This window comes from Aeromonas sp. FDAARGOS 1416, assembly GCF_019048085.1.
In the GTDB taxonomy this organism is placed as follows: Bacteria; Pseudomonadota; Gammaproteobacteria; order Enterobacterales; family Aeromonadaceae; genus Aeromonas; species Aeromonas veronii.
This window is the reverse complement of the sequence record NZ_CP077301.1, coordinates 3,792,209-3,817,541: the sequence shown is the minus strand read 5'-3', so window position 1 is coordinate 3,817,541 and position 25,333 is coordinate 3,792,209. Positions and strand designations below refer to the sequence as shown.

Annotated in this window: 22 protein-coding genes; 12 read left to right on the top strand and 10 right to left on the bottom strand. The window is 60.0% G+C overall.

Features of this window, described 5'->3' with window-relative positions:
• Positions 1-74: 74 nt before the first annotated feature.
• On the bottom strand, positions 75-1,436 hold the full coding sequence (locus tag I6L46_RS17325; protein WP_139433819.1) for an ADP-ribosyltransferase: 1,362 nt from the start codon (positions 1,434-1,436) through the stop codon (positions 75-77).
• A gap of 198 nt (positions 1,437-1,634) precedes the next feature.
• Between I6L46_RS17325 and I6L46_RS17320 the strand changes: the two genes are divergently transcribed.
• Positions 1,635-2,012 carry a CesT family type III secretion system chaperone gene (locus tag I6L46_RS17320; protein ID WP_019446305.1) on the top strand — a complete coding sequence of 126 codons (378 nt, stop codon included), beginning with the start codon at positions 1,635-1,637 and terminating at the stop codon, positions 2,010-2,012.
• 126 nt (positions 2,013-2,138) lie between these two features.
• Positions 2,139-2,633, top strand: coding sequence for a DM13 domain-containing protein (locus tag I6L46_RS17315; RefSeq protein WP_042054674.1), 495 nt, complete (start codon positions 2,139-2,141; stop codon positions 2,631-2,633).
• Between the two features lie 74 nt (positions 2,634-2,707).
• Here I6L46_RS17315 and I6L46_RS17310 read toward each other — a convergent pair whose 3' ends face one another.
• The gene (locus I6L46_RS17310; protein ID WP_216976502.1) at positions 2,708-4,972 is read right to left on the bottom strand and encodes a methyl-accepting chemotaxis protein; all 2,265 of its coding nucleotides are present in this window, start codon (positions 4,970-4,972) and stop codon (positions 2,708-2,710) included.
• A 251-nt stretch (positions 4,973-5,223) separates the two neighbouring features.
• Positions 5,224-6,228, bottom strand: coding sequence for a substrate-binding domain-containing protein (locus I6L46_RS17305; protein WP_216976500.1), 1,005 nt, complete (start codon positions 6,226-6,228; stop codon positions 5,224-5,226).
• A gap of 434 nt (positions 6,229-6,662) precedes the next feature.
• On the opposite strand from I6L46_RS17305, the gene I6L46_RS17300 reads away from it, so the two are divergent.
• From I6L46_RS17300 to glpG, 7 genes are all read left to right on the top strand, one after another.
• Positions 6,663-7,784 (top strand): branched-chain amino acid ABC transporter substrate-binding protein, encoded by a 1,122-nt coding sequence (locus I6L46_RS17300; protein ID WP_005339442.1) that lies wholly within the window; start codon positions 6,663-6,665, stop codon positions 7,782-7,784.
• Between the two features lie 66 nt (positions 7,785-7,850).
• The gene (gene livH / locus I6L46_RS17295; RefSeq protein WP_150997995.1) at positions 7,851-8,777 is read left to right on the top strand and encodes a high-affinity branched-chain amino acid ABC transporter permease LivH; all 927 of its coding nucleotides are present in this window, start codon (positions 7,851-7,853) and stop codon (positions 8,775-8,777) included.
• Positions 8,777-10,045: a high-affinity branched-chain amino acid ABC transporter permease LivM gene (locus I6L46_RS17290; protein WP_005355922.1), complete on the top strand. Its 1,269-nt coding sequence runs from the start codon at positions 8,777-8,779 to the stop codon at positions 10,043-10,045. The genes livH and I6L46_RS17290 overlap by 1 nt, the downstream gene beginning before the upstream one ends.
• Entirely contained in the window at positions 10,042-10,815 is a 774-nt protein-coding gene (livG, locus tag I6L46_RS17285) for a high-affinity branched-chain amino acid ABC transporter ATP-binding protein LivG (protein ID WP_005357323.1), read from the top strand. Before I6L46_RS17290 ends, livG begins: the two co-directional genes overlap by 4 nt.
• Before the next feature lie 10 nt (positions 10,816-10,825).
• Positions 10,826-11,527 carry an ABC transporter ATP-binding protein gene (locus tag I6L46_RS17280; protein WP_005339433.1) on the top strand — a complete coding sequence of 234 codons (702 nt, stop codon included), beginning with the start codon at positions 10,826-10,828 and terminating at the stop codon, positions 11,525-11,527.
• 122 nt (positions 11,528-11,649) lie between these two features.
• Entirely contained in the window at positions 11,650-11,973 is a 324-nt protein-coding gene (gene glpE / locus I6L46_RS17275) for a thiosulfate sulfurtransferase GlpE (RefSeq protein ID WP_021229253.1), read from the top strand.
• The gene (gene glpG, locus I6L46_RS17270) at positions 11,970-12,803 is read left to right on the top strand and encodes a rhomboid family intramembrane serine protease GlpG (protein ID WP_005339431.1); all 834 of its coding nucleotides are present in this window, start codon (positions 11,970-11,972) and stop codon (positions 12,801-12,803) included. The genes glpE and glpG overlap by 4 nt, the downstream gene beginning before the upstream one ends.
• A 66-nt stretch (positions 12,804-12,869) precedes the next feature.
• Here the strand turns inward: glpG and I6L46_RS17265 are convergent, their stop codons facing one another.
• Positions 12,870-15,314: a VolA/Pla-1 family phospholipase gene (locus I6L46_RS17265; RefSeq protein WP_216976498.1), complete on the bottom strand. Its 2,445-nt coding sequence runs from the start codon at positions 15,312-15,314 to the stop codon at positions 12,870-12,872.
• Between the two features lie 300 nt (positions 15,315-15,614).
• Here I6L46_RS17265 and I6L46_RS17260 point away from each other — a divergent pair, with 300 nt between their 5' ends.
• The gene (locus tag I6L46_RS17260; protein ID WP_005339429.1) at positions 15,615-15,872 is read left to right on the top strand and encodes an accessory factor UbiK family protein; all 258 of its coding nucleotides are present in this window, start codon (positions 15,615-15,617) and stop codon (positions 15,870-15,872) included.
• Positions 15,873-15,926: 54 nt separating this feature from the next.
• Here I6L46_RS17260 and I6L46_RS17255 read toward each other — a convergent pair whose 3' ends face one another.
• From I6L46_RS17255 to trxA, 6 genes are all read right to left on the bottom strand, one after another.
• Positions 15,927-16,940, bottom strand: coding sequence for a sensor domain-containing diguanylate cyclase (locus I6L46_RS17255; protein WP_167566723.1), 1,014 nt, complete (start codon positions 16,938-16,940; stop codon positions 15,927-15,929).
• Positions 16,941-17,159: 219 nt separating this feature from the next.
• The gene (fre, locus tag I6L46_RS17250) at positions 17,160-17,858 is read right to left on the bottom strand and encodes an NAD(P)H-flavin reductase (protein ID WP_005339423.1); all 699 of its coding nucleotides are present in this window, start codon (positions 17,856-17,858) and stop codon (positions 17,160-17,162) included.
• Positions 17,859-18,004: 146 nt separating this feature from the next.
• Complete coding sequence (gene ubiD / locus I6L46_RS17245) at positions 18,005-19,474, bottom strand: 4-hydroxy-3-polyprenylbenzoate decarboxylase (RefSeq protein ID WP_216976496.1); 1,470 nt, start codon at positions 19,472-19,474, stop codon at positions 18,005-18,007.
• Between the two features lie 33 nt (positions 19,475-19,507).
• Positions 19,508-20,500, bottom strand: a complete 993-nt coding sequence (locus I6L46_RS17240) for a hypothetical protein (RefSeq protein WP_216976494.1) — start codon at positions 20,498-20,500, stop codon at positions 19,508-19,510.
• A 108-nt stretch (positions 20,501-20,608) separates the two neighbouring features.
• Complete coding sequence (gene rho, locus I6L46_RS17235) at positions 20,609-21,874, bottom strand: transcription termination factor Rho (RefSeq protein WP_005339417.1); 1,266 nt, start codon at positions 21,872-21,874, stop codon at positions 20,609-20,611.
• A 204-nt stretch (positions 21,875-22,078) separates the two neighbouring features.
• Positions 22,079-22,405 (bottom strand): thioredoxin TrxA, encoded by a 327-nt coding sequence (gene trxA / locus I6L46_RS17230; protein WP_005339416.1) that lies wholly within the window; start codon positions 22,403-22,405, stop codon positions 22,079-22,081.
• A 113-nt stretch (positions 22,406-22,518) separates the two neighbouring features.
• Between trxA and rhlB the strand changes: the two genes are divergently transcribed.
• On the top strand, positions 22,519-23,808 hold the full coding sequence (gene rhlB / locus I6L46_RS17225) for an ATP-dependent RNA helicase RhlB (protein ID WP_005339414.1): 1,290 nt from the start codon (positions 22,519-22,521) through the stop codon (positions 23,806-23,808).
• 12 nt (positions 23,809-23,820) lie between these two features.
• Positions 23,821-25,311, top strand: coding sequence for a guanosine-5'-triphosphate,3'-diphosphate diphosphatase (gene gppA / locus I6L46_RS17220; RefSeq protein ID WP_216976492.1), 1,491 nt, complete (start codon positions 23,821-23,823; stop codon positions 25,309-25,311).
• Positions 25,312-25,333: the final 22 nt, after the last annotated feature.

Here is a 25,333-nt window from a genome sequence, read left to right as displayed (position 1 = left end):
TATAGTCCACTCCCGCCAGAATAAAAAACGGACACCTGAGGGTGTCCATTGGTATCAGTTCTCGTGCTATCTGGTCACGCCAGATCGAGGCCGCGCATCTTCAGACGGATATCAACCTCTTGCGGCTTGTCGGCACCGCCCGACTCTCTTGCCAGATCCAGCGCATCCAGCAGCCCCTTGCTATGGCCGCTTTGTTCCCCCAGCTTGGCCTCTTCCAGTACCCGCCTGGTGACTCCCCGCTCATCTTTGGCACTCAGCAACACCCGCATATCCGTCGCCTTGTTATAGAGGATCTCCTGCTCATCCCCTTCAACGGATATGTCGCTGACATCGATCCCCGAGCGGCCAAATACCGTGGAAATAGTGCCTGAACCACCAAAGCTGGTGGCCACCTTGGGATCCCGGGAGGTAGAGAAATAAGCGGCATCATGACCAACTTGCCCCTCTGTCACCCCGCTGAACGCATCGCCACCGTGGGTACCGCGGAAGGTCTTGACCAACTGCTCGGCGGGAGTGCTTTTTTCAAAAGCAGCAGACATGCCCTGATCGATCAACGCTTGCCCTGCATCCAGCTGCTTTTCCTGACGCAGCGAGCGATTCAGGTGCTGGTACTCGCCATTGGTGTAGAGCCCAAGCGCCATGACTTCAGCATCGCTGTAAAGACCGTGGGGCTGTTCACCCAGATATTGTTCAGCCTCCAGGCCAAATTGATTCTGCAAGCCCTCAGCCAGCGCCTTGTCGGCGGGCTCACCTTTAACTTCACTCTCGACGGCATAGCGTAATTGGGCAACCTCATGCATCAGGTCGTTCAATCCGGCTGCAACCTCACCAAGTTGCTCCTGCGTGGCGGAGCTCACCCATTCGCTGGCCTGCCTGCCCGTGGTTCCCCATTGCTGTAGAGCAATCCCACCCAAATTCAGTTCAAGCAGGCGGGCGGCCTGATGAGTGGTTGCCTCGATTTTTGATCCATCACGAATACCGCTCAGGGCAGTGACCAAGGAACGCAGAGCACCGTTGCCAGTCGCCAGCGTGGTGTGGTCCTTGCGCAGTTGTTCAGCATTGATACTTTTCAGCTCGCTTGTCTTGTCGAGCGCGCTCAGGGTATAGGGCAGTGCCTTTTGCAAAAAAAGACGTTTCTGATCCGCCATGGAGAGGTTTTCTGCTACCTGAGTCTTCGGCGCAGCGGCACTCTTTCCGCTCCCCAGCAGGTTGCCGATCCACTCTTTGATGGCCACAAACGGGCGGGCCAGTTGGGCCCCCAATCGCGAGAGCAGCCCCTGCCCTTTCTGCGGCTCGCTGCGGTTGCCCAGCAAGATCGCATCTTGTCCGGTGGCAACCTGACGCACCTCCAGCTGGCCCATCCGGCCAACCCCTGTGGTTGCATCACTGTGGTGAGCGACGGCCTGTGTGCCGACGGTGTTTGCTTGAATCTGCATGATGATTATCTTCTTGTGATGTTTCGCCGCCAGTCTAGGAGGGGCCATCAACAGGGACTATCGGGATTGGTCGCGATTTTTGTACTGAGCGCAGTGCGCTATCTCGCTGACCAAAAAGCTAAAAAAAGAGAGCCACCATTAACAGTGCCGCTGGCGGTGACCTGCTCTAATGGCGCCATCATCAATCTGGAGCCATCAATGAACTCTCTTTATCACGCCGCCATCCACCAGCTGTTTCTCTCCCTCTCCCTGCCTGCGCCGCAACAGGAGGAGAGCGTCACCAGCCTGCAGATCGGCGAACTGACCTGTCACCTGACCGAACACCCGGCCGACTATCTGCTGATGTTTACCCGCCTCGACGCGGCCACCAGCGCTCAGGCCGCCGCCCAGAACCTCTTCAGTCAGGACCCGTGCAAGCCGGTACTGGGTTTCGATACCGAGAGCCTGACACCGGTACTGTGGAGTCGTCAGCCCTTGCAGCAGCTGGATCGCACCCAGATCCACCACCAGCTGGAACAGCTGGTGCACGCCGCCAGCGAGATTAACAAAGGGCAGGACGGCACCATCCGGCCTTGAGCCATTGGCGTGATCACACCCCACGTCACCATAGATGGATAACTATACCTATGGCCTGAGCAAACTGGGCAGCGGGCCCCCGGACTGGTATGGTTTTGCCATCAATTCATCAACGACCGAGATATCATGAAACGCAAAACCATGGCCCTGCTGCTGGGTACCCATCTGCTGGTCGCGGCGGCAGGCTTTGCCGCCGGTGTCTACACCCTGCCGATCCTGATCGCGCCACCCGCCCCTGATACCGAGCAGGTCGCGGCCAGCCAGCAGCAAGCGAGATTCCACGGCACCTTTCGCCGGGATCTGAAAGACAGCGATCGGCTGCACTGGGGGGAGGGCAAGGTGAGCATAGGGCCGGATGCCGTCAGCCTGATGGGCAAGCTGGCCCCCGGGCCGGACTACCAGCTCTACCTCTCCCCCGAGTTTGTCGAGACCGAAGCCGATTTTGCCCGCCTCAAGGATCAGATGGTGCGAGTCGGGCCGGTGAAGACCTTCGACAACTTTATCGTGCAGCTGCCCGCCACGATCGATCCGGCCCGCTACAGCAGCGTGATCGTCTGGTGTGAAACCTTCGGCCAGTTCATCACCGCCGCCCGTTATCAGGATCTGCGTCCGGAGCAGTAACCTCGCCCCTGACCCGCACCATGAAAAAGGGCTGACATCACTGTCAGCCCTTTGGCTATCCGGCCCGCTCGTCATTAACGCTCCGGTTTGGTCATCTCCCGCAGCAGCTGATCGATGCAGCCCACTACCTGCTCTGAGTTCTGCTCGATCTCGCGGTAGAGCGCCTCGGCCTCTTCATGCTTGTGCTGATTTTTCAGCTCGATAATCTGCTGGATCACCTGATGCAATCTGGCGTGGGGGGCGGCCATCGCCCTGAAGGCGGGTTGATCGCCGCAGCATGCCTGCCCTTCGCTGAAGTACCAGTGACCAAGGCGGCACTCCTTGTCACTGACCGCCTCGCTGCGCGACAGCCCCTCCTGCCCATCCAGATAGGCACGCACCCGGGTCTTCCAGCCCATATGAGCGGCGCGGGCGCGACTCAGCACCATCCGCACGTTGGAACCATCCTGGAACTGTCCGGCCAGATCCCCCAGCTTGTCCACCAGGGTCGCCACATGGCTGGCGATATGGGCGGTATCCCGCGCCACCAGCGTAGTGGCCTGGGAGATCTCGTGGACGCTGACGATATTGCGGGTGATCTCGTCGCTCACCGAGGATTGCTCCTCCGAAGCGGCGGCGATCTGGGTGTTCATGTCGCGAATGCTGTTGACCGCCCCCTTGATCCGGCCGAGGGCTTCCCCCGCCTGATTGGCCCGCTCCACCGACTCCCCCGCCCGCGAGACGCTGTGTTCGATCATGGTCACCGTGGTGCCCACCGCCCGCTGCAACTGCTCTATGGTGCCGCGGATCTCGGCGGTGGAGTGCTGGGTGCGCCCGGCCAGCGAGCGCACCTCGTCGGCCACCACCGCAAAACCGCGCCCCTGTTCACCGGCCCGGGCCGCCTCAATGGCGGCGTTGAGGGCCAGCAGATTGGTCTGCTCGGCGATGGACTGGATCACCGCAAGCACCGAGCCAATCTGCTCGCTGGCCTTGGCAACCTCTTTCACCGTGTTGCCCGCACTGGCGATCTCCTCCGCCAGCTGTTCGATCATGTTGACGCTCTGCTGCACCACCTCATCGCCGGTGACCGCCTGATTGTCCGCTTCGTTGGCCGCTTCGGCCGCCTGTGCCGTGTTGTTGGCCACCTCGTGTACCGTGCTGGTCATCTCGGTCATGGCGGTGGCGAGCTGGGTGGTCTGCTCCTGCTGGCGCGTCATGCTGCCAAGGTTGCCCGCCGCACTGCGCGACAGCCGCTCGCTCTCGCCAGCCAGTTCGCCCAGAGTGGCGGTGAGCTGGCTGATGGTGTCGCGGATCTTGGCAACAAAGCCATTGAACGCCGACCCGAGCCGGCGGATCTCCTCCGGCCCCGCCACCGGCAGCTTGCTGCCGAGATCGCCGGAGCCATTGGCCAGCGCCTCCAGCGCCTTGACGCTGTCGAGCAGTGGTCGATTGATGCGATTGAGTGCAAACGCCATCACCATGGCAATCACCAGAACCCCTACCAGAGAGATGATCGCCATCTGCCAGCCCTGACGCGCCAGATCGGCCGCGACCAGACTGTGATCCCGGGTCAATTCAATGATACCGACCGCCTTGCCGGAGTAATCGCGCAGGGGAGCCGCCATCACCAGCAAATCACTCCCCTGCTGCGTCATATTGACGAAGCGTTCCTCACCGGCCAGTACCGGCTGATACCACTCTATCGCCTCACCAAGCCGGGATGTGCCAACCAGCGTCACCAGTTTGCCCTGCTCAAACAGATAGATGGCGAGCTGCACCTGCTTGTCCAGCAGTTGGCCAAACAGCTTTTCATCCAGGGCACGACCGAACTCCACCGAACCGACCGGCTGCCCGTTGAAGGTGACCGGCACGACCCCGCGCAAACCGGTACCAGCTACGCCAATCTCCAGCCCGCCAACGGCATGATGCTCACGATTCACCTCAACCACAGTGGGGCGAATGGCAGAGAGGTCATCACCGTGTTTTTCAGGCTTGTGTACCCGATAGAGGGAAGTGGCTGGCGGCAGGTGGAACTGGAACTGCTCGATCCCCTGCGCCTTGATAGCTGGCCAGAGCGGATCAAACAGATTAGCGAGGGTCTGCCAATCCTTGTCGGCCACCGCCTTTGCTGCATCCGGCCGCTGGGCGATCAGGGTCGCCGCCAGCACGGTTTCATGGCTGGTGTTTTTGATCACCGCTTCCACGTTCTGGAGCTGGCTACGCAGTGCAGCCTGCTCGGCCGCGAGCGCCCGCTGGCGATTTTCAAACAGATTAAAGGTAAGCAGCACCGCGGCGAGCAATACGATGCCGCCAATTACCAGCAGCGTGATCTGGTGACCCAGCTTGCGAGGGGGGAACATAAGACACCATCCTTGACAGTCATACCCAACCTACAGGATGGAACGGTTAAGTCGGGAGTCCATCAGAACTTAACCCTTTGTTGATATTGATCAAACGATTAACAAGCAAAATGCGAGGCAGCTCAAACGGGGGGAATATTCACTCACAAGGCCGAGATCGGCACTGCGAGCCACAGGTTAAAAGTAAACCGCCCATAAACAAAAACCCCCTCGTGATAGAGGGGGTTTTTCGTGTTGGCAACGGGTGCGGATTAACGCAGCGGTTTGACCGAGCGGCGGACGATCAGCTCGGGCTGTACCGTCATCGACTCCACTTCCAGCTCCTTGTTGCGGATCCGGCTGACCAGATGCTTCACCGCCAGCTGGCCCAGTTCGGCCTTCGGGTGGCGGATGGTGGTCAGCGGCGGGCTGGAGAAGCGCGCCATCTCCACATCGTCGTAGCCGATGATGGAGATATCGTCCGGCACCTTGACTCCCGCTTCCCAGGCAGCGCAAATAGCGCCGATCGCCATGGGATCGTCGAAGGCAAAGACCGCGGTCGGACGAGGCTGCAGGGCCAGGATGCGCTGCATGGCATCGAAGCCGCTCTGGCTCTCGTAATCCCCTTCAAAGACCTGTTCATCTCTAAGGGTCAGACCGTGCTCGCCCAGCGCATCACGTACCCCGTCCAGTCGCTGCTGGGTGGTCGGCTTGGAGAGCTGGCCAGTGATGCAGACGATGTCGCGGTGCCCCAGCTCCAGCAGATGGCGAACGGCCATGCGGGCGCCGGTGCGGGCGTTGTCGTTGATGACGTTGGCGAAATCGCACTCCGTGCCCCAATCCAGTACCACCTGCGGCACGTTCTTGTGGATGCGCAGCATGTCACGCAACGGGGTATCGATATCGGTACCCAATACCAGCAGGCCATCCACCCGTTTTTCCATCAGCATTCTCAGGTAATGCTGTTGGCGAGGCGGCTGGTTTTCGGTGTTGCAGAGGATCAGGCTGTAGCCCTGTTCGAAGCAGTACGCTTCAACCCCTTGCACCACTTCTGCGAAGAAGGGGTTTACGCTGGTGGTCACCAGCATACCAATGGTCTTGGTCGAATTTATTTTAAGACTGCGCGCTACCGAGTTGGGCGCGTAGTTGAGTTCTGCCACCGCCTCAATCACTTTCTGGGTCGCGTCTTCGCTGACCCGCCGAGTGTGGTTGAGCACATGTGAGACGGTGGAGATGGATACGCCTGCGCGCGAGGCGACATCCTTGATAGTGGCCATCTCTGTCTCCTGACTGTCAAAGGCGGAACATTAGCAGATTTCCCGAATAAAGGCTTGGTTTTAACGAGCTCTGCCACGGAATTGTCAATGCCGGCTAATTTAGGCGCTCATTTCTGTTTGCGCAAATGGATTCTGGTCAAAATGGGAGCGCTGTCAGAGTAAAATATCGCCAGATTAATCCTCTGGCGTTTGTCAGAATCGCCTCTCGTTACCAAGATGTTAAGTCAACAAATCAAAATTAAGCTCTGATTAGCCGAAAATAACAGGTCATTTATTTCAAAATCCACCCATCCAACCCCCTCTGGTTAGTATCTTTAACAGCTTGTTATTGCCCCGTGAGGAATGATAGAACCATACCTATAGCCGGATGCACGGGATGTAGATCCGGAATGGCACACGGAAATGAAACAATCCACTGATTAAGGGACGAATCAATGCATAAGTTGAGCAAAATCACAGTTGGCGCAGCGGTTTCTTTGGCTCTGTTTGGATCGATCTCCATCGCTCACGCGGCAGACACCATCAAGATCGGTATCGCAGGCCCGGTCACCGGTCCGGTAGCCCAGTACGGGGACATGCAGTTCACCGGCGGCAAGATGGCGGTAGAGCAGATCAACAAGGCTGGCGGCATCAATGGCAAGCAGATCGAAGCGGTCGTCTATGACGATGCCTGCGATCCCAAACAGGCGGTGGCCGTTGCCAACAAGGTGGTGAATGACGGCGTCAAGTTCGTGGTCGGCCACCTCTGCTCCGACAACACCCTGCCCGCCTCCGACATCTATGAAGACGAGGGGATCCTGATGGTCACCCCCGCCTCCACCAACCCCAAGATCACCGAGCGCGGTTACCAGCTGACCCTGCGCACCATCGGCCTGGATAGCGATCAGGGCCCGACTGCCGCCAAGTACATCATCGAGCAGGTCAAACCCCAGCGCGTAGCCGTTATCCACGACAAGAAGCAGTACGGTGAAGGGATCGCTTCCAGCGTCAAAGCTGCGCTCGACAAGGCTGGCGTGAAGGTGGTGGCCTTTGAAGGGATCACCGCCGGTGACAAGGACTTCTCTGCTCTGATCGCCAAGCTGCAGAAAGAGAACGTCGATTTCGTCTACTACGGCGGCTACCACCCGGAGCTGGGCCTGATCCTGCGTCAGGCTGGCGAGAAGGGGCTGAAAGCCAAGTTCATGGGCCCGGAAGGGGTGGGTAACAAGGATATCTCCGCCATCGGCGGCCCGGCTTCCGAAGGCCTGCTGGTGACCCTGCCGAACAAATACGATCTGGTGCCGGCCAACGCCCCGCTGGTGGCGGCGTTCAAGGCCAAGGGTCAGGACTCCTCCGGCCCGTTCGTCTGGACTACCTATGCCGCGGTGCAAACCCTGGCAGCCGGTATCGCCAAGGCGGGTGAAGATGACCCGGCTGCCGTTGCCGCCGCCATCAAGGCCGCACCGATCGATACCGTGATGGGCCCCCTGACCTGGGCACCGAACGGTGACCTGAAAGGCTTCGAATTCGGTGTGTTCCAGTGGCACGCTGACGGTACTTCCAGCCAAGTCAAATAATCTGCCGATCGGGGGTGAGTACGCTCACCCCCTCCTCTCTTTGCGGGCAAGTACAGGGAACGCAGTATGTCCGAACACCTCCTCTATCTGGTTCAGCAACTGCTGAACGGATTAACCATAGGCAGCACCTATGCGTTGATCGCCATTGGCTACACCATGGTCTATGGCATCATCGGCATGATCAACTTCGCCCACGGCGAGGTGTACATGATCGGCTCCTATGTCGCTTTTATGGTGATGGCGGGGCTCATGATGATGGGCATCGACAGCACCTTTCTACTGCTGGGGGGCGCCTTCCTGGTCAGTATCATCATCACCGGCACCTATGGCTGGAGCATCGAGCGGGTCGCCTACCGGCCACTGCGCGGTGGCAACCGGCTGATCCCCCTCATCTCCGCCATCGGCATGTCGATCTTCCTGCAGAACATGATGCGCATGGCTCAGGGCTCACGGGATATCGCCATGCCCAGCCTGATCTCAGGTGGCTGGACCCTGGGGGGGGAGGATAGTTTTCAGGCCAGCCTCTCCTATATGCAGCTGATTATCTTCGTGGTGACTTTCATCACCATGCTGGCGCTGACCCAGTTCATCGGCCGCTCCCGCATGGGCCGCGCCTGTCGCGCCTGTTCGGAAGATATCAAGATGGCCAACCTGCTGGGCATCGACACCCACGTGGTCATCTCCATCACCTTCGTGCTGGGGGCCGCGCTGGCCGCCGTCGCCGGGGTACTGCTCGGCATGTATTACGGCGTCATCAACCCCTACCTCGGCTTTATGGCCGGTCTGAAGGCCTTCACTGCCGCAGTGCTGGGCGGTATCGGCAGCATTCCGGGCGCCGTACTGGGCGGCCTGCTGTTGGGGGTGGTTGAAGCGCTCACCGCCGGTTATCTCAGCACCGAGTACAAGGATGTGATGGCGTTTGCCCTGCTCATTTTTGTGCTGCTCTTTATGCCGACCGGCATTCTGGGTCGTCCGGAAGTGGAGAAAGTGTGATGAAACATCAATTTATCCACGCCTGTATCGCCAGCCTGGTGCTGCTGGTGCTCTCTTTCTGGCTGCTCGGCTTCAAGCTGGAGACCGATGGCTCCAGCCTGCAGGTAGTGAGCCGCCTCGATGTGTCGCTGGCCTGGCTACTGGGGGGCGCCACCCTCGTTTTCTGGTTCCAGATGCTGCGCGGCCAGATCGCCAAGCTGTTTCAGGCCTCCATCAGCGGCTTCTCGGTCGGCTTCACCAAGCTGGTGCTGCCGAGCCCGGAAGAGGCGCCCAAGCTCTATAACCTCACCGCCGTGCTGGTGCTGCTATTCGCGGTGAGCTGGCCCTTTATGGCCTCTCGCGGCGCCATCGATCTCGCCACCCTCACCCTGATTTACATCATGCTGGGGCTGGGGCTGAACGTGGTAGTCGGCCTCGCCGGTCTGCTCGATCTCGGCTATGTCGGCTTCTACGCGGTCGGTGCCTACAGCTATGCCCTGCTCAACACCTACTTCGGGCTGAGCTTCTGGGAGTGCCTGCCCATCGCCGGGCTGATGGCCGCTACCTTCGGCTTCCTGCTCGGTTTCCCGGTGCTGCGGCTGCGGGGGGACTATCTGGCCATCGTCACCCTGGGTTTTGGCGAGATCATCCGCATCCTGCTCAACAACATGACCACCCTGACCGGCGGCCCGAACGGGATCTCCGGCATTCCCAAGCCGACGCTGGGGGGGCTGGAGTTCAACCGCACCGTCAAGGATGGGGGCTTTGATACCTTCCACAACTTCTTCGGCATTACCTACAACGCCAACCACAAGGTGATCTTCCTCTACCTGATGGCGCTGGTGCTGGTGGTGGTGACCCTGTTTGTCATCAACCGCCTGCTGCGCATGCCCCTTGGCCGCGCCTGGGAAGCGCTGCGGGAAGACGAGATCGCCTGCAAATCGCTGGGGCTCAACCCCACCATCATCAAGCTGACCGCCTTCACCATAGGCGCCACCTTCGCCGGTTTTGCGGGTAGTTTCTTTGCCTCACGGCAGGGCTTTATCAGCCCGGAATCCTTCGTCTTTATCGAGTCGGCCATCGTGCTGGCGATCGTGGTGCTGGGCGGCATGGGCTCCCAGATCGGGGTGGTGCTGGCCGCTATCGTGATGACGGTGCTGCCGGAGCTGGCCCGCGAGTTCAACGAGTATCGCATGCTGATGTTCGGCCTCTTGATGGTGTTCATGATGATCTGGCGGCCACAGGGATTGCTGCCAATGACCCGTCCGCATCTGGAGTTGAAGAAATGAGTACACATCAGAAGTTAATGGAAGTCTCTGATCTGTCGATGCGCTTCGGGGGCCTGCTGGCCGTCAACGGGGTCAAACTGGATATCGACAAGGGCGAGGTGATCTCCATCATCGGCCCCAACGGCGCGGGCAAAACCACCATCTTCAACTGCCTGACCGGCTTCTACAGCCCGAGCGGCGGCACCATCCGTTACAAGGGTGAAGAGATCCAGGGGCTGCCCGGCCACCTCATCGCCCGCAAGGGGATTGTGCGCACCTTCCAGCACGTGCGGCTGTTCAAGGAGATGACGGCGGTGGAGAACCTGCTGGTTGCCCAGCACCAGCACCTCAACACCAGCTTTATTGCCGGCCTGTTCAAGACCCCGGCCTTCCGCCGGGCGGAGCAGGAGGGGCTGGAGCGGGCCGCCTTCTGGCTGGATAAAGTAGGCCTCAAGGATCTTGCCAACCGCGCCGCCGGTAATCTGGCCTACGGTCAGCAGCGCCGGCTCGAGATCGCCCGCTGCATGGCGACCCGTCCCGAGCTGCTGATGCTGGACGAACCGGCCGCCGGTCTCAACCCGAAGGAGACCGACGAGCTGGACGAGCTCATCATGAGCCTGCGGGACGAATTCGGGGTCTCGGTGCTGCTGATCGAGCACGATATGAAGCTGGTGATGGGCATCTCCAACCGCATCTTCGTGGTCAGCCAGGGCACCCCGCTGGCCCATGGCAAGCCGGATGAGATCCGTAACAACCCGGCAGTGATCAAGGCCTATCTGGGCGAGTCGTAAGGACAAAAAGATGTTAGAACTTCGCAACGTATCGACCCACTACGGCAAAATTCAGGCACTGCACGATGTCAGCGTCGAGGTGAAAGAGGGTGAAATCGTCACCCTGATCGGTGCCAACGGCGCTGGCAAAACCACCCTGCTGATGACCCTCTGCGGCGAACCCAAGCCCAGCAGCGGCTCCATCTGGTTTGAGGGGGAACAGATCAGCTCCCTCACCACCGCCCGCATTATGCGCAAGGATATCGCCGTGGTGCCGGAGGGGCGCCGCATCTTCGCCCGCCTGACAGTGGAGGAGAACCTGCTGATGGGTGCCTTCTTCGTCGACAAGGCCGAGCAGCATGGCCTGCTGGATCAGGTATTCACCCTGTTCCCGCGCCTGCATGAGCGACTGGAACAGCGGGCAGGCACCATGTCCGGCGGCGAGCAGCAGATGCTGGCCATCGGCCGCGCCCTGATGAGCAAACCGCGCCTGCTGCTGCTGGATGAACCCTCGCTGGGGCTTGCCCCCATCGTCATCCAGCAGATCTTCGACACCATAGAGCAGTTGCGCCAGAAGGGGATGACCATCTTTCTGGTGGAGCAGAACGCCAACCAGGCGCTCAAGCTGGCCGACCGCGGTTATGTGCTGGAGAACGGTCACGTGGTGCTGCAAGACACGGGCGCCGCCCTGCTGGCCAACCCGGCAGTGCGGCAGGCCTATCTGGGCGGTTAACCCACTGACCCGCATGCCATATCCACAAGGGAGCCGCTGGCTCCCTTATCTTTTGTGGGGTTAGTTTGCGCCCAAGCTTGCGGTACACTGGCCCGTAATCAACCTATTCGCAGGACATCCCGATGGACCAGTTTGCCCATATCAGTGCCCATGATGCCCACCAGAAACTGAGCGCGGGTGAAGCCCGTCTGGTGGATATTCGCGACCCGCAATCCTTTGAAGCGGCCCACGCGGTCGGCGCCTTCCACCTCACCAATGGCACCCTGGTGCGCTTTATGAATGAAGTGGATTTCGATACCCCGGTCATCGTGATGTGCTATCACGGCAACAGCAGTCAGGGGGCGGCCCAATACCTGCTGCAACAGGGTTATGACGAAGTCTACAGTCTGGATGGCGGCTTCGAGGCGTGGCGCCGGGAGTTTCCCATCGAGGCAGGCGAGGCATGATCCAGCTGCTAGTGCTCGACAACGCCCGCATGGCGCAGGCGCTGGTGGACTATCTGGCGACCCTGGGCATCTCCTGCGAGCTGACCCAGTCCGAGCTGGGAGTCACCATCTGGCTGGCGGACGAGCAGCGCCTCGCTCAGGCCCAGCTGGAGGTGAAGCGCTTTCTGGCCGAGCCTGGCCACCCGCGCTATATGGAAGCCTCCTGGCAATCCGGCCGCGCCGATGCCCGCATCGACTACAGCAAGGGGATGACGGATCCCATCACCGATTTCCTTCATCAGGCGGGGCCACTGACGCTGGTGGTCATCATCGCCTGTCTCGCCATCTACGGGATCGAGGCCATCGGCCTGCCAATCTACGATGAACTGGCATTCCACCCGACGCTGGCCCAGTTCACCGACTGGCAGGCGTGGCGTTATTTCACCCCCGCCCTGATCCACTTCTCGGTGCTCCATCTAGTGTTCAACTTGCTGTGGTGGTGGTATCTCGGCGGCCAGATCGAGCAGCGCCTCGGCAGCGGCAAGCTGCTGATCCTGCTGCTGGTGGGCGCCGCCCTGCCCAATATCGCCGAGTTCTTTGCCAGCGGCCCGCTGTTTGGCGGCCTCTCCGGCGTGGTCTATGCCCTGCTCGGCTACTGCTGGCTGCGCAGCAAGCTGCAACCGGCCTGCGGCCTCACCCTGCCACCGGCACTGATGGGCTTTATGCTGTTCTGGATGGTGCTCGGCTTCTTCGACATGCTCGGCACCAGCACCGCCAACATCGCCCACCTGACCGGTCTGCTGGTCGGCCTGCTGCAAGGCTGGCTGGATCGCAACCACCAGCCGACCTGATTTTTCAGCAGCTGCAGAAACGAGAACGCCGCCCCGAGGGGCGGCGTTTTTTTACGCGATAGGCAGTTACTGCTTGATCAGGGTGTCATCGGTTACCTTGACCGCCGCACCGCCACTCATAAAGAAGCTGGCGAACTGGGTCTGGATCTCGGTGGTGACCGCGCCAGCCTGATCGAAGTTCTCGTCAGGAGCCAGCAGCGAGCTATGGCCCCCTTTCAGAAAGCGCGCAGCATGGTGACCCGCCGGGAGCACGCCGGAACCCTTCAGCTCTTGCAAACCCAGCACCCGGAACAGCGGCTCGGTGCCACCCAGCGGCGCAGAGGCGATGCTGTTGGGGATCACCTGATCCGGCAGGTTGAGGGCGCCATCACCCACAATTTCGGTGGCGAACAGCGGGAAGCTCTTGGCGACGCCACTGCCCAGATTGATCGGGTCCGCAGAGTCCAGCACTGACTGGGCGGCAAAGGTATAGCTCTGCAAGGTGCTCGCCGCACCCGCCTGCGTGGCCGCATCCAGACTGGGCAGGAACTCGTTGACGAAGCAAGTGGCGGCAGCCGTTTTGCAATTCGGTGCATAGGCGGTAAAGCCCGCTTTCAGCGCCGGACTGCCCGAGGTAAGCACGCTCATCTTGATGGTCGGCCCGAAGCTAGGCGAGTTGAGCAACAACGGCGCGATGCCGCCACCCGGCATCGCCAGACCACCGGTATCGAACTTGAACAGGGCATCAGCCTGAGCACTGCCGGTGGTCTGGTTGGCGACAGCCAGCAGATTGGCCCCGGTAATGGCACCGAGTGAGTGACCGAGGAAGTGAACTTTAAGACCGGCACCACCCAATTGGCCACCCAATCCCTGGGTGTTGGCCAGACCGACAGCCAGGCGAAGGCCAAGCAGATCAGCCACGCTCTGTTTCAGATTGTCCCGCGCCACCGTCAGATAGTTGAGGTTCAGATAGGGGAGCGGGTTCTCCGATGTGGTCACCGTCGCCATGCTGTTGCTCAGGGCATAACCACGCTCGCCGTGCAGCGGATGATCGATCACTACCACAGCGACATTTTTGGCTGTTGGTGTGACTTGCAGACCAGCACCAATCTGGCCCAGCGCCAGCGCATAGGCGTTCTCCTTGATGGAGGTGACTCCGTGCTGATAGATGATCACATCGGTAATGGTATTGAGCGGTGCAGCGGCGAAGATCCGCAGCGGTACCGATTGTACTTCGCTCAGGGTCGGCAACGGGTTGAAACGGCCGATATTGCGCTCGGCATCCAGCGGCTTGCCACCAGAGGTGAGGGTCACCCCGATCAGCTTGCTCGCCTCGGTCAGCAGTTCACTCTGGCGGCTCGGGTCGGTGATCAGCTCACCCAGCAATGCCGGGTCCACGCCCGCCCCGACCAGTCCACCGATCACCTCGGTATCGCCCGCTTTCAGCGCGTTGGCGATGGCATAGAGGCTGGGAATGGCGCCGTGCCAGGATTGGGTCTTGGCCTTGTCCCAGGAGCCGGCTATCGCTGGAGTAGAGAGGAAGTAAGGGAGCTTGACGGTACCGGTATACACCTTGGTTAGCTGGGCAACCCCGTTAAGCGGCGTACCAGCACCAAAGGCGGCTGTCAGTGCATCTTTCTGATCCTGCGGCAAGAATGGCTCATTCGCCAGCTGGGTCAGAAAATCCACCCCGCTATTAAGACCGCTGATGGTATAGGTTGCTGGCAGGCTGGTGTTGCCTCTGGCATCCTGTTTCCACAGCGCCGCGGCGTCCAGGCTCGGGCTCTTCAGCACCGAAGCAGCGGCACTTTTCACTGCCAGCAGCACATCGGCACCAGATTGGGTGGCAAACCAGTCGGAGAAGATCACCCGATCGCTGGTGATCCCGGTGGCCGCCTTGAACAGACCTTCCTGCAGCGAGATCAGGCCGTTGATGGTCTGCTCCTGAATGGTTGCGCCAGCTGTCGATTTGAAGCTGCTGTAATCGCCGCCCGCCTTGAGCGGTGTGCCACGACTGTCCTTGAGGGCATCGGTCGCCACTATCATGTAGTAAGAAGAGGGATTGAGCGGCTTGAGCGGCACCAGATTGAGCTTGCCGTCCCCGCCGGTGACCACAAAGTCGGTCCCATAAACCAGTGGCTTGCCGCCCTTGACTCCGTTGGGTTGCAGAGTGACAGGATCCAGCGTGAGCTCGAGCAGGTAGAGGGGCGCAACGGCAGAGGCATACTCGCTGGCCGCCGGTGCCGGCACAGAGACACCGGTCACGGTCGCCGGTACCAGCTGGACCGGTTGGGTGGTTGACCAGCCATCCAGGGTAGAGAGAGCAGATACCGGGTTCGACAGATCCTGAGTCTCGGTTGAAAACTTCAGAGTACCGTCGCTAGCACGGGGAGCCAGCACACTCGGGCGAAGACCACTGGCACCACTCAGGGCATAATCGAGGGAGCTGGTGGTGTCTCCCTTGTTGTCATCTCCACCACATCCGGCCAGCAGGGCGCTGACAACAGCTGCATAAATTAGCTTCTTCTTCATTTTTTATTCTCTTTTTATAAGGTTGTTATCCATCACAAGCCAACGGGGTCATCACGACCTCGACTGCAAGACGTTAACATAAAAACAACATCACATAAGACTCATGCCGGACAGTTCCGGCTCAGCTTTGTGGTGCATGTCATGGTTTCAGGTTAACAAAGGGGCGCAAGGGTAGCAGTTGTGGTCCCATCACCAGACCCGACCAGCCAGCGGGGACCATCACGACTAAAAAGCCGCCGCGATCTCGGCAAAGTGAGGGAATTGTCGGTAGAATGTCCGCCAACGCTTAAGGAGGACATCATGATCGACCCGAAGAAACTGGAAGAGATCGCCAAGCAGGTGCACAACTCCCTGCCGCCCGGCATTCGCAGCATGGGTGAAGAGGCCGAGAAGAAGATGCGTCAGGTACTGCAGGCCCAGCTGGGCAAGCTGGATCTGGTCAGCCGCGAAGAGTTCGACGTGCAGACCAAGGTGCTGCTGCGTACCCGTGAAAAACTGGCCGCCCTCGAAAGCAAGCTGGCTCAGCTCGAGCAGCAGCTCGGCGCCAAAGGCGAATAACGAAAACCCCAGCTCGGCTGGGGTTTTTGCTTTGTATTGAACCTGTAAAAACCATCACACCTGAAGCAGATACCAGGCTCGCTTGCCGCGAGCCTTGGCCTCATACATGGCCCTGTCGGCCACCTCCAGCGCCTGCCGGAAGCTCAATGGCTCCTCCTCCCACAGGGCGATGCCGATACTCAGCCCCACCCGTTGCGGGCAACCGGGTTTGGGCACATAGCCGTGCATCCGGCTGATCAGGGCGTCAGCCAGTTGCGCCAGGCCATGGCTCGACACATCCCGGTGCAGATGCACCACAAACTCGTCGCCGCCGTAACGGCCACATAGCGCCGAGCCAGGCATAATAAGGCGCAGCCAGTCCGCCATCTGCTGCAACACCAGATCGCCGCAGGCGTGCCCCAGCTGGTCGTTGATCCCCTTGAAATCATCCAGATCGATAAAGAGCAGCGCCCCCGCCCCTTGCGGCTGCAGCTGAGCAAACGCCTTGCCAAACCCCTGCCGGTTGAGCAAGCCGGTCAGCGCGTCGCTGTTGGCGCGCTCCGCCAGTCGCTGCTCATAAGCCTTGCGCTGGGTGATATCGATATGGGAGCCCATGATCCGCAGCGGCTTGCCATCGCCATCCCGATCGACGACCCGACCCCTATCCCACAGCCAGGTGACCTCGCCTTGCGGGTTGATGGTGCGGTATTCGGCTTCATAGAAGGGGGTTTTGCCCTCAAGGTGGGCAAAGTAGCTGCCCATGGCATGGGCGCGATCGTCGGGATGGAGCTTGGCGCTCCACTGATCGAAATGAGGGGCCATGTCACCGGCCTGAAAGTTCTGCAGGTTGAAGACCCGCAGCTCGCCAGTGGGAATGGTGCCTTGCCAGAGACAGATGCCGGTGCCATCGAGGGCGGCATTGAGCTTCTCCTGCAGCAGGCCGTTTTCATGCTTCAAAGCGGCGATTTCTGCCTGCAAACGGGCCATTTCACCGCCATGAGGGGACGGGATCAGCGTTGCGACCCGCTCGACAGAGCCGGTCTCTCCCCTGTCATCCTCCGCAGATGCCCTGCCCTCTTCACTCAACACTGCGCCTCCTTGTGCTTGCTCTATGGATGCTCTTGTCAATCCCCCACAAAGATGCCATCAGCTAGGCTCGATTAGTAGCCACTCATAGCCAAAATATTGAAAAATAATGGGATAACGCCGCGATAATCCAACCATTCCATATGATCAGGTACTGCGGCGGCCACAAAAACAAAAGCCCCCGGCAAAACCGGGGGCTGCGTCATCCAGACGGGGATCCCGTCAGATAAATTCGTAGGCATCACCGAAGATGCGCTCCGGCTCGGCGCCGAGGATCTTGAACTCCTCACGCGCGGCCCCCGCCATCTCGAAACGGCCAGCGACATAGATGTCGTAGTCGTGAAGGCTGACGAAGTCATCCATGATCGCCTTGTGCACCAGCCCGCTCTTGCCGGTCCAGTCAGCCTCCGGCTCCTGCACCACCGGGATAAAGGTGAGCGGCGCATAGTCACGCTCCCACTGCTGCATCTGCTCCAGCTCATAGAGCCAGTGAGCCTGACGCACACCCCAGTAGAAGAACACCGGGCGCTTGCTGCCCGTGTCGATCAGGTACTCCAGAATGGAGCGGGCGTAAGAGAAGCCGGTGCCGCCCGCCATCAGGATCAGTGGACGGGGGGATTCATCGCGCAGGAACGCCTTACCAGCCGGCAATTCGACCTCGATCTCCCCCTGCTCGCGCATGCGGGCCAGCACCTGACCGGCGTAGGCGTTCTCGGGAGTAGCACCGATTTGCAGCTCCAGCACGCCCGGGCGGGTCGGCGAGTTGGCGATGGAGAAGGGGCGCTTGTCCGAATCGCTCATCACCACCAGCAGATACTGGCCCGGCTTGAAGCTGATCGCTTGCTGCGGCGTCAGGGCCACATGCCAGATGGTGTCGACATATTCGCGCAGTTCCTCTACGCGGCATTTGATACGTTGCATTCTTGTCCTTGTGGCGGGCTCGCTCGGCCCGCTTCGCTCATTGTTTCACTATGGAGTGACGACCAGCAGCCCTGGCCCCGTCAGTCGAGAATACTCAAATCAGTGCGGATCGCATCACTTTTTGCAGCAAAGCTGTCATGTTTGCCTCATCCGAGGATATTGAGCTCATCCCAGATGGCATCAACCTTCTGCTTCACCGCCTCATCCTGAACTATGGGCTGACCCCACTCCCGATTGGTCTCGCCCGGCCACTTGTTGGTGGCATCCAGCCCCATCTTGGAGCCGAGGCCGGAGACCGGCGAGGCGAAGTCCAGATAGTCGATCGGGGTGTGCTCGATCAAGGTGGTGTCCCGTGCCGGGTCCATCCGGGTGGTAATGGCCCAGATCACATCCTTCCAGTCGCGGGCGTTGACGTCGTCGTCACACACCACCACGAACTTGGTGTACATGAACTGGCGCAGGAAGGACCAGACCCCCAGCATCACCCGCTTGGCGTGGCCCGGGTAACGCTTCTTGATGGTCACCACCGCCATCCGGTAGGAGCACCCCTCCGGCGGAAGATAGAAGTCCACAATCTCGGGGAACTGCTTCTGCAGCAGCGGCACGAACACCTCGTTCAGCGCCAGACCCAGCACCGCCGGTTCATCGGGCGGACGGCCGGTGTAGGTGCTGTGATAGATAGCATCGCGCCGCTTGGTGATGTGGGTGATGGTGAAGACCGGGAACTCGTCCACCTCGTTGTAGTAGCCGGTGTGGTCGCCATAGGGGCCTTCCGGCGCCATCTCACCCGGCTCAAGATAGCCTTCCAGCACGATCTCGGCGCTGGCGGGCACCTCCAGATCGCAGCTGATGGCCTTGATCACCTCGGTACGGCTGCCGCGCAGCAGACCGGCAAAAGCATATTCGGAGAGGGTATCCGGCACTGGCGTCACGGCACCAAGGATGGTCGCCGGATCGGCGCCAAGCGCTACCACCACCGGGAAGCGCTCGCCCGGATGGGCCTCCTGCCACTCGCGAAAATCGATGGCTCCGCCGCGATGATCCAGCCAGCGCATGATCAGCTTGTTTTTGGCGATCTTCTGCTGGCGATAGATGCCGAGGTTCTGGCGTTTCTTGTAGGGGCCACGGGTGATGGTGAGGCCCCAGGTGACCAGCGGCGCCACATCTCCGGGCCAGCAGTGCTGGATCGGGATCTGGTCGAGCTCGACCGCATCGCCCTCCTGTACCACCTGCTGGCAGGGGGCAGAAGAGAGACGTTTGGTCGGCATGTTGAGCACCTGCTTGAAGATCGGCAGCTTCTCCATCAGCTCCTTGAATCCCTTGGGCGGCTCGGGCTCCTTGAGATAGGAGAGCCAGACCCCGACCTGGCGCAGAGCGCCCACATCGGGCTGGCCCATGCCCATGGCAACCCGATCCGGGGTACCGAACAGGTTGGTCAGCACCGGCATGGTGTAGCCTTTGGGATTTTCGAACAGCAGAGCCGGGCCACCCGCACGCAGGGTGCGATCGCTGATCTCGGTCATCTCCAGATAGGGATCTATCTCGCGGGTGATGCGCTTGAGTTGTCCGTTTTGTTCCAGCTGCGCGATGAAATCACGCAAATCCTTGTATTTCATGCAAGTTCCCAACCGGGTTCAGGAGGTCACGCATTATAACCCTGGCTGCCCATCGGGTGTACCCGAATCGGGTAGCAGACTCGGTGCAATGGGTGGCACGTCACGCTGGCCGAGGCGTCTGGCCAGTGCGGAGAGCAGCTGGGGCTCGTCCACCTCCATCAACAGACCGGCCACCAGTGCTCCGTATTGGCGGTTGGAGAGTTCCGCCAGCAGGTATTTCTGGGCCTGCGGCGGCAAGGGGGAGAGAGCGCTCAGTTGGCGCAGGGCGGCCCCCTTCAACCCCTCGTTGCCACTGGCGGCAATCAGCAGATCACTTGCGGTACTGCCGTGATGGAAGCGGCTGATGGTGGAGAGTGCACGCAGCGCATCCTGATCTGCCGGCCGCCGCCACAGCATGCTATAGAGCGCCGGTTCCCCGGTGCGCTGCAACAGATGGAACAACAGATGATTGTCGGGCAGATAGATATTCTGGCTGGCCAGCACTTGCGCCTCCCGCATCCAGATCGGTTGCGGCAAGGTATCGAGGGCCAGCAACAGGGCTTGCTGCTGCATGGCGAGATCGGGGTTACTGCTGTAGTAGATGGACTTTAGCTGGAAGCTGCCCTGGGCAAGCTGCTGCCGATAGCGCTGCACCAGTGATTGCAGTTGCCACTCCCCCAGCAACTGACGGGCCTGCGCGGCAAAATCATAAACCGGTTGCTGCACCAGAAAACCGTCGACCTGCTGCTCCATGAGCCACTCGGGTGCCTTGTCGGCCTGAGCCTCGACCCACTGTTGCAACGCAGGGGATGCAGGGGTGGTCGCGGGAATATCCCGCAGCAGCTGCAACAGCAGGAACTCCCGCCGCTCGCGACTCAGGGTCGCCAGCAGAGAGTCGATGGCTGCAAATTGCCCCTCCTGCAGACGGCCCGCCAGATAGCGCTGGTGAGTCTGCAACGTCTCGGCTGTCACTCCGACCGGTGCACTTTGCGCGAAGGCTGGCATTGCACTCAGCAACCCCAGCAATAACCAGAAAACAGGCTTCATGACGTCTCCATCCATGTGACATCGGGCTCTCATACTACTAGGGCGACCGGAAAACAGATAAACAAAAACCGCGACCAGGGCCGCGGTTTCGTCATTTTTTGACCGGACTTACTTCTGCTGGCGCCGCATGGCGTCGAAGAACTCGTCGTTGGTCTTGGTCATCGCCAGCTTGTCGATGAGGAACTCGATACCGTCGATCTCGCCCATCGGGTGGACAATCTTGCGCAGGATCCACATCTTCTGCAGCTCGTCACCTGAGGTGAGCAGCTCTTCTTTACGGGTGCCTGAGCGGGTGATGTCGATGGCCGGGTAAACGCGCTTCTCGGCAATCTTGCGCGAGAGGTGCAGTTCCATGTTGCCGGTACCCTTGAACTCTTCGTAGATAACCTCGTCCATTTTGGAGCCGGTATCGATCAGTGCGGTGGCGATGATGGTCAGGCTGCCGCCCTCCTCAACATTACGCGCGGCGCCGAAGAAGCGCTTCGGACGGTGCAGGGCGTTGGCATCCACACCACCGGTCAGTACCTTGCCGGATGACGGGATGACGGTGTTGTAGGCACGAGCCAGACGGGTGATGGAGTCCAGCAGGATCACTACATCTTTCTTGTGCTCGACCAGACGTTTGGCCTTCTCGATCACCATTTCGGCAACCTGAACGTGACGGGAAGCAGGTTCGTCAAAGGTGGAAGCGATCACTTCACCTTTCACCATCCGCTGCATCTCGGTCACTTCTTCCGGACGCTCGTCGATCAGCAGAACGATCAGTTCACAGTCCGGGTGGTTGTAGGCGATGCTCTGGGCGATGTTCTGCAGCAGCATGGTCTTACCGGCCTTGGGCGGCGCCACGATCAGGCCGCGCTGACCTTTACCGATGGGGGAAGCCAGGTCCAGTACACGGGCGGTGATATCTTCGGTAGAGCCATTACCCCGTTCCATACGCAGACGTTCGTTGGCATGCAGGGGGGTAAGGTTTTCAAACAGGATCTTGTTGCGGGAGTTTTCCGGACGGTCGTAGTTGACCTCGTTGACCTTGAGCAGTGCGAAGTAGCGTTCGCCCTCTTTCGGTGGCCGGATCTTGCCGGAGATGGTATCGCCGGTACGCAGGTTGAAGCGGCGGATCTGGCTCGGGGAGACGTAGATATCGTCAGGGCCTGCCAGATAGGAGCCGTCTGCACTGCGCAGGAAGCCGAAACCATCGGTCAGGATTTCCAGCACACCGTCGCCAAAGATATCTTCACCACCCTTGGCGTGCGCCTTGAGGATGGCAAAAATGATGTCTTTCTTGTGCGCCCGAGCCAGATTTTCCAACCCCATGGATTCGCCAAGCTTGACCAGCTCGGACACAGGAGTGTTCTTTAATTCAGTCAGATTCATAGTGGTGAAAGTCTGTAAGCAAGGATTGAAATGAGGAGACAGTCTGCTGGATTGATGCTGATCGGATTTGATTGCCAGGCTGTGGTTAGCAAAGAGTCAGGCAAAAAGGTTAGCAAACGAGCGATAAACTAGCACCAATCGGGATGAGCGTCTAGGTGATAAAACACAAGGAGCGCATTATTGCAATGCGCTCCTCTTTAATTATTACAGGTTGCCGTCCAGGAACTCTTTCAGCTGAGTCTTGGACAGTGCACCGACCTTGGTCGCTGCCACTTCGCCATTCTTGAACAGCAAGAGGGTCGGGATACCACGAATGCCGTACTTGGGCGGAGTATCAGAGTTATGGTCGATGTTCAGTTTGGCTACGGTCACGCGACCTTCGTACTCTTGGGCAACTTCTTCCAGGATCGGGGCAATCATCTTGCACGGACCACACCACTCGGCCCAGAAGTCGACCAGAACGGCGCCATCGGCTTTGATTACATCTGCCTCGAAGCTGGCATCGCTCAGCTGAACAATCTTGTCACTCATCTCCAACTCCAGTCAGTAATTAAGGCTTTATTGACATATCAACAAAGGCAATAGTTGCCCTATTTGAAATGATCCTGTTTATTATTGCAAGCCTAACCTGATAACCTACCGCCATGAGCAAAACACACTTAACGACCGACAAATTCGCCCAAATGGGCCTCGAACCCGAAGTTCTGGCTGGTCTGGAATCAAAGGGATTTCACTATTGCACGCCCATCCAGGCACTGTCTCTGCCACTGCTGGTAGAAGGTCATGACCTCGCCGGTCAGGCCCAGACAGGAACCGGCAAGACCATTGCCTTCCTGGCCGCGACATTCAACTATTTGCTGACTCACCCGCTGACCAAGCCCCGTCTGGTTAACCAACCCAGAGCCATCATAATGGCACCCACCCGGGAACTGGCAGTACAGATCTATAACGATGCCGACAGCATCGCCGCTTCTACCGGCCTGAAACTCGGCCTCGCCTACGGTGGCGAAGGTTACGACAAGCAGCTGGCCGTGCTGGAGCAGGGCGTCGACATCCTGATCGGCACCACCGGCCGCATCATCGACTACTTCAAGTCCAAGGTGATCGATCTGAGCAACATTCAGGTCGTGGTACTGGACGAAGCGGATCGCATGTTCGATCTGGGCTTCATCAAGGACATCCGCTTCCTGTTCCGCCGCATGCCGCCCGCGACCGAGCGTCTGAGCATGCTGTTCTCCGCCACCCTCTCCCTGCGCGTGCAGGAGCTGGCCTACGAACACATGAACCACCCGGAACATGTGCAGGTAGAGCCGGAGCAGATGACCGGCGTGCGGATCAAGGAGGAGCTGTTCTACCCCTCCAACGAAGACAAGATGTTGCTGCTGCTCTCCCTGATGGAAGAGGAGTGGCCGGAAAAAGCGATCGTCTTCGCCAACACCAAGCATGTCTGTGAAGACGTCCATGCCTGGCTGGAAAACGACGGCCACCGCGTCGGCCTGCTGACCGGTGACGTACCGCAGAAGAAGCGGATGAAGATCCTCGAGGATTTCACCAAGGGTGCGCTCGATATTCTGGTCGCCACCGACGTGGCCGCCCGTGGTCTGCACATCCCTGACGTGACCCACGTCTTCAACTATGACCTGCCCGACGACGCCGAAGACTATGTACACCGCATCGGTCGTACCGGTCGTGCCGGCAAGAGCGGTCACTCCATTAGCCTGGCCTGTGAAGACTATGCCTTCAACCTGCCGGCCATCGAGGAGTACATCCACCACGCCATTCCGGTCAGCAAATATGATCGCGAAGCACTGCTGGATGACGTGACCCCGCCGAAACGGGTGTTCCGCAACCGTCAGCCGGTGAACCGCAACATGCGGGATCGCCAGGGCGGTGGCAACAGCAACAACCGTCGTCGTCCGCCGCGCAAAAGCTAAAGGATAGGCCCGTTGCACAACTCGCCTCTCTATGCCGCTATCGACCTCGGCTCCAACAGCTTTCATATGCTGGTGGTGCGCGAGGTCGCCGGTGCCCTGCGCACCGTCGCCAAGGTCAAGCGCAAGGTTCGCCTCGCAGCCGGGCTCGATCCGGAATTTCGTCTCAGCCGTGCCGCCATGGAGCGGGGCTGGGACTGTTTGCGTCTCTTCTCCGAACAGTTGCAGGACATCCCGGCCGACAACATCCGGGTGGTGGGCACCGCAACCTTGCGGCTTGCCACCAACGTCGACGAGTTCCTCAGCGAAGCGGAACGGGTACTCAACCACAGCATCGAGATCATCTCGGGCGAGGAAGAGGCCAAGACCATCTATGAAGGGGTCTCCTGGACCTCTGCTGGGGAAGGCAACCGGCTGGTGATCGACATCGGCGGTGCCAGTACCGAACTGGTGATCGGCGAACATAGCGAAGCAAAACTGCTCAACAGCCTGCACATGGGCTGCGTCACCTGGCTCAACAATCACTTCGGTGATGGCGAGCTCTCCGAAGCCCGTTTCGAGCAGGCGATTGCTGCCGCCAAGGCGGTGCTGGAGAAGGTGGCGGAAGATTACCGCGCCCTCGGCTGGCGTACCTGTGTCGGCGCCTCCGGCACGGTACAGGCGCTGCAAGAGATCATGCTGGCGCAAGGGAAGAGCGAACGGGTCACCCTGCCGAAACTGCAGGAGCTGATGGGTCAGGCCATCGCCTGCGGCAAGCTCGATCAGCTGCAACTGGAAGGGCTGGCGGCCGAACGGCTGACCGTGTTCCCCTCCGGCCTCGCCATCCTGATCGCCATCTTTGAAACCCTGGACATCGAGAGCATGACGCTGGCGGGTGGCGCCCTGCGCGAAGGCTTGATCTACGGCCTGCTCGGCAACAATCACGACTGCGATGCCCGTGACCGCACCGCCGACAGCCTGATCAACCGCTACCAGCTGGACAAGGAGCACGCCGAGCGGGTGCGTGATACCGCCATCGAGGCGTTCACCCAGCTGCAGCCGGCCTGGCGGCTCTCCAAGCGCTATGGTCGCCCAATCTTGCGTTATGCAGCCCTGCTGCACGAGATCGGCCTCTGTATCGAATACAAGAAGGCGCCGCAACACGCCGCCTACATCATCGACAACATCGACATGCCGGGCTTTACCCCTGCGCAAAAGAAGCTGTTGTCGGCCCTGCTGTTCAACCAGCGGGACGAATTCAAGCTGGAACCACTGGAGAAACAGGGTGCAGTCACCGGTCGTCAGGCGATTCGGCTGGCCCGTATCCTGCGCATCGCGCTGATCCTCTGCATGCGCCGTACCCAGGGCACAGTGCCCAGCTTCACCCTGCAGGCAGAAGAGGAGTCACTGACCCTGACCCTGCCCAAGGGCTGGATGGATGAACACTACCTGCGCGCCAGCGAGCTGCGCCTCGAGGTAGAGCGCCAGCAGAAAATGGGCTGGCCCACCCGCCTGCTGGAAGCCTGACTCAGCAGCCTGTCTGTTTTGG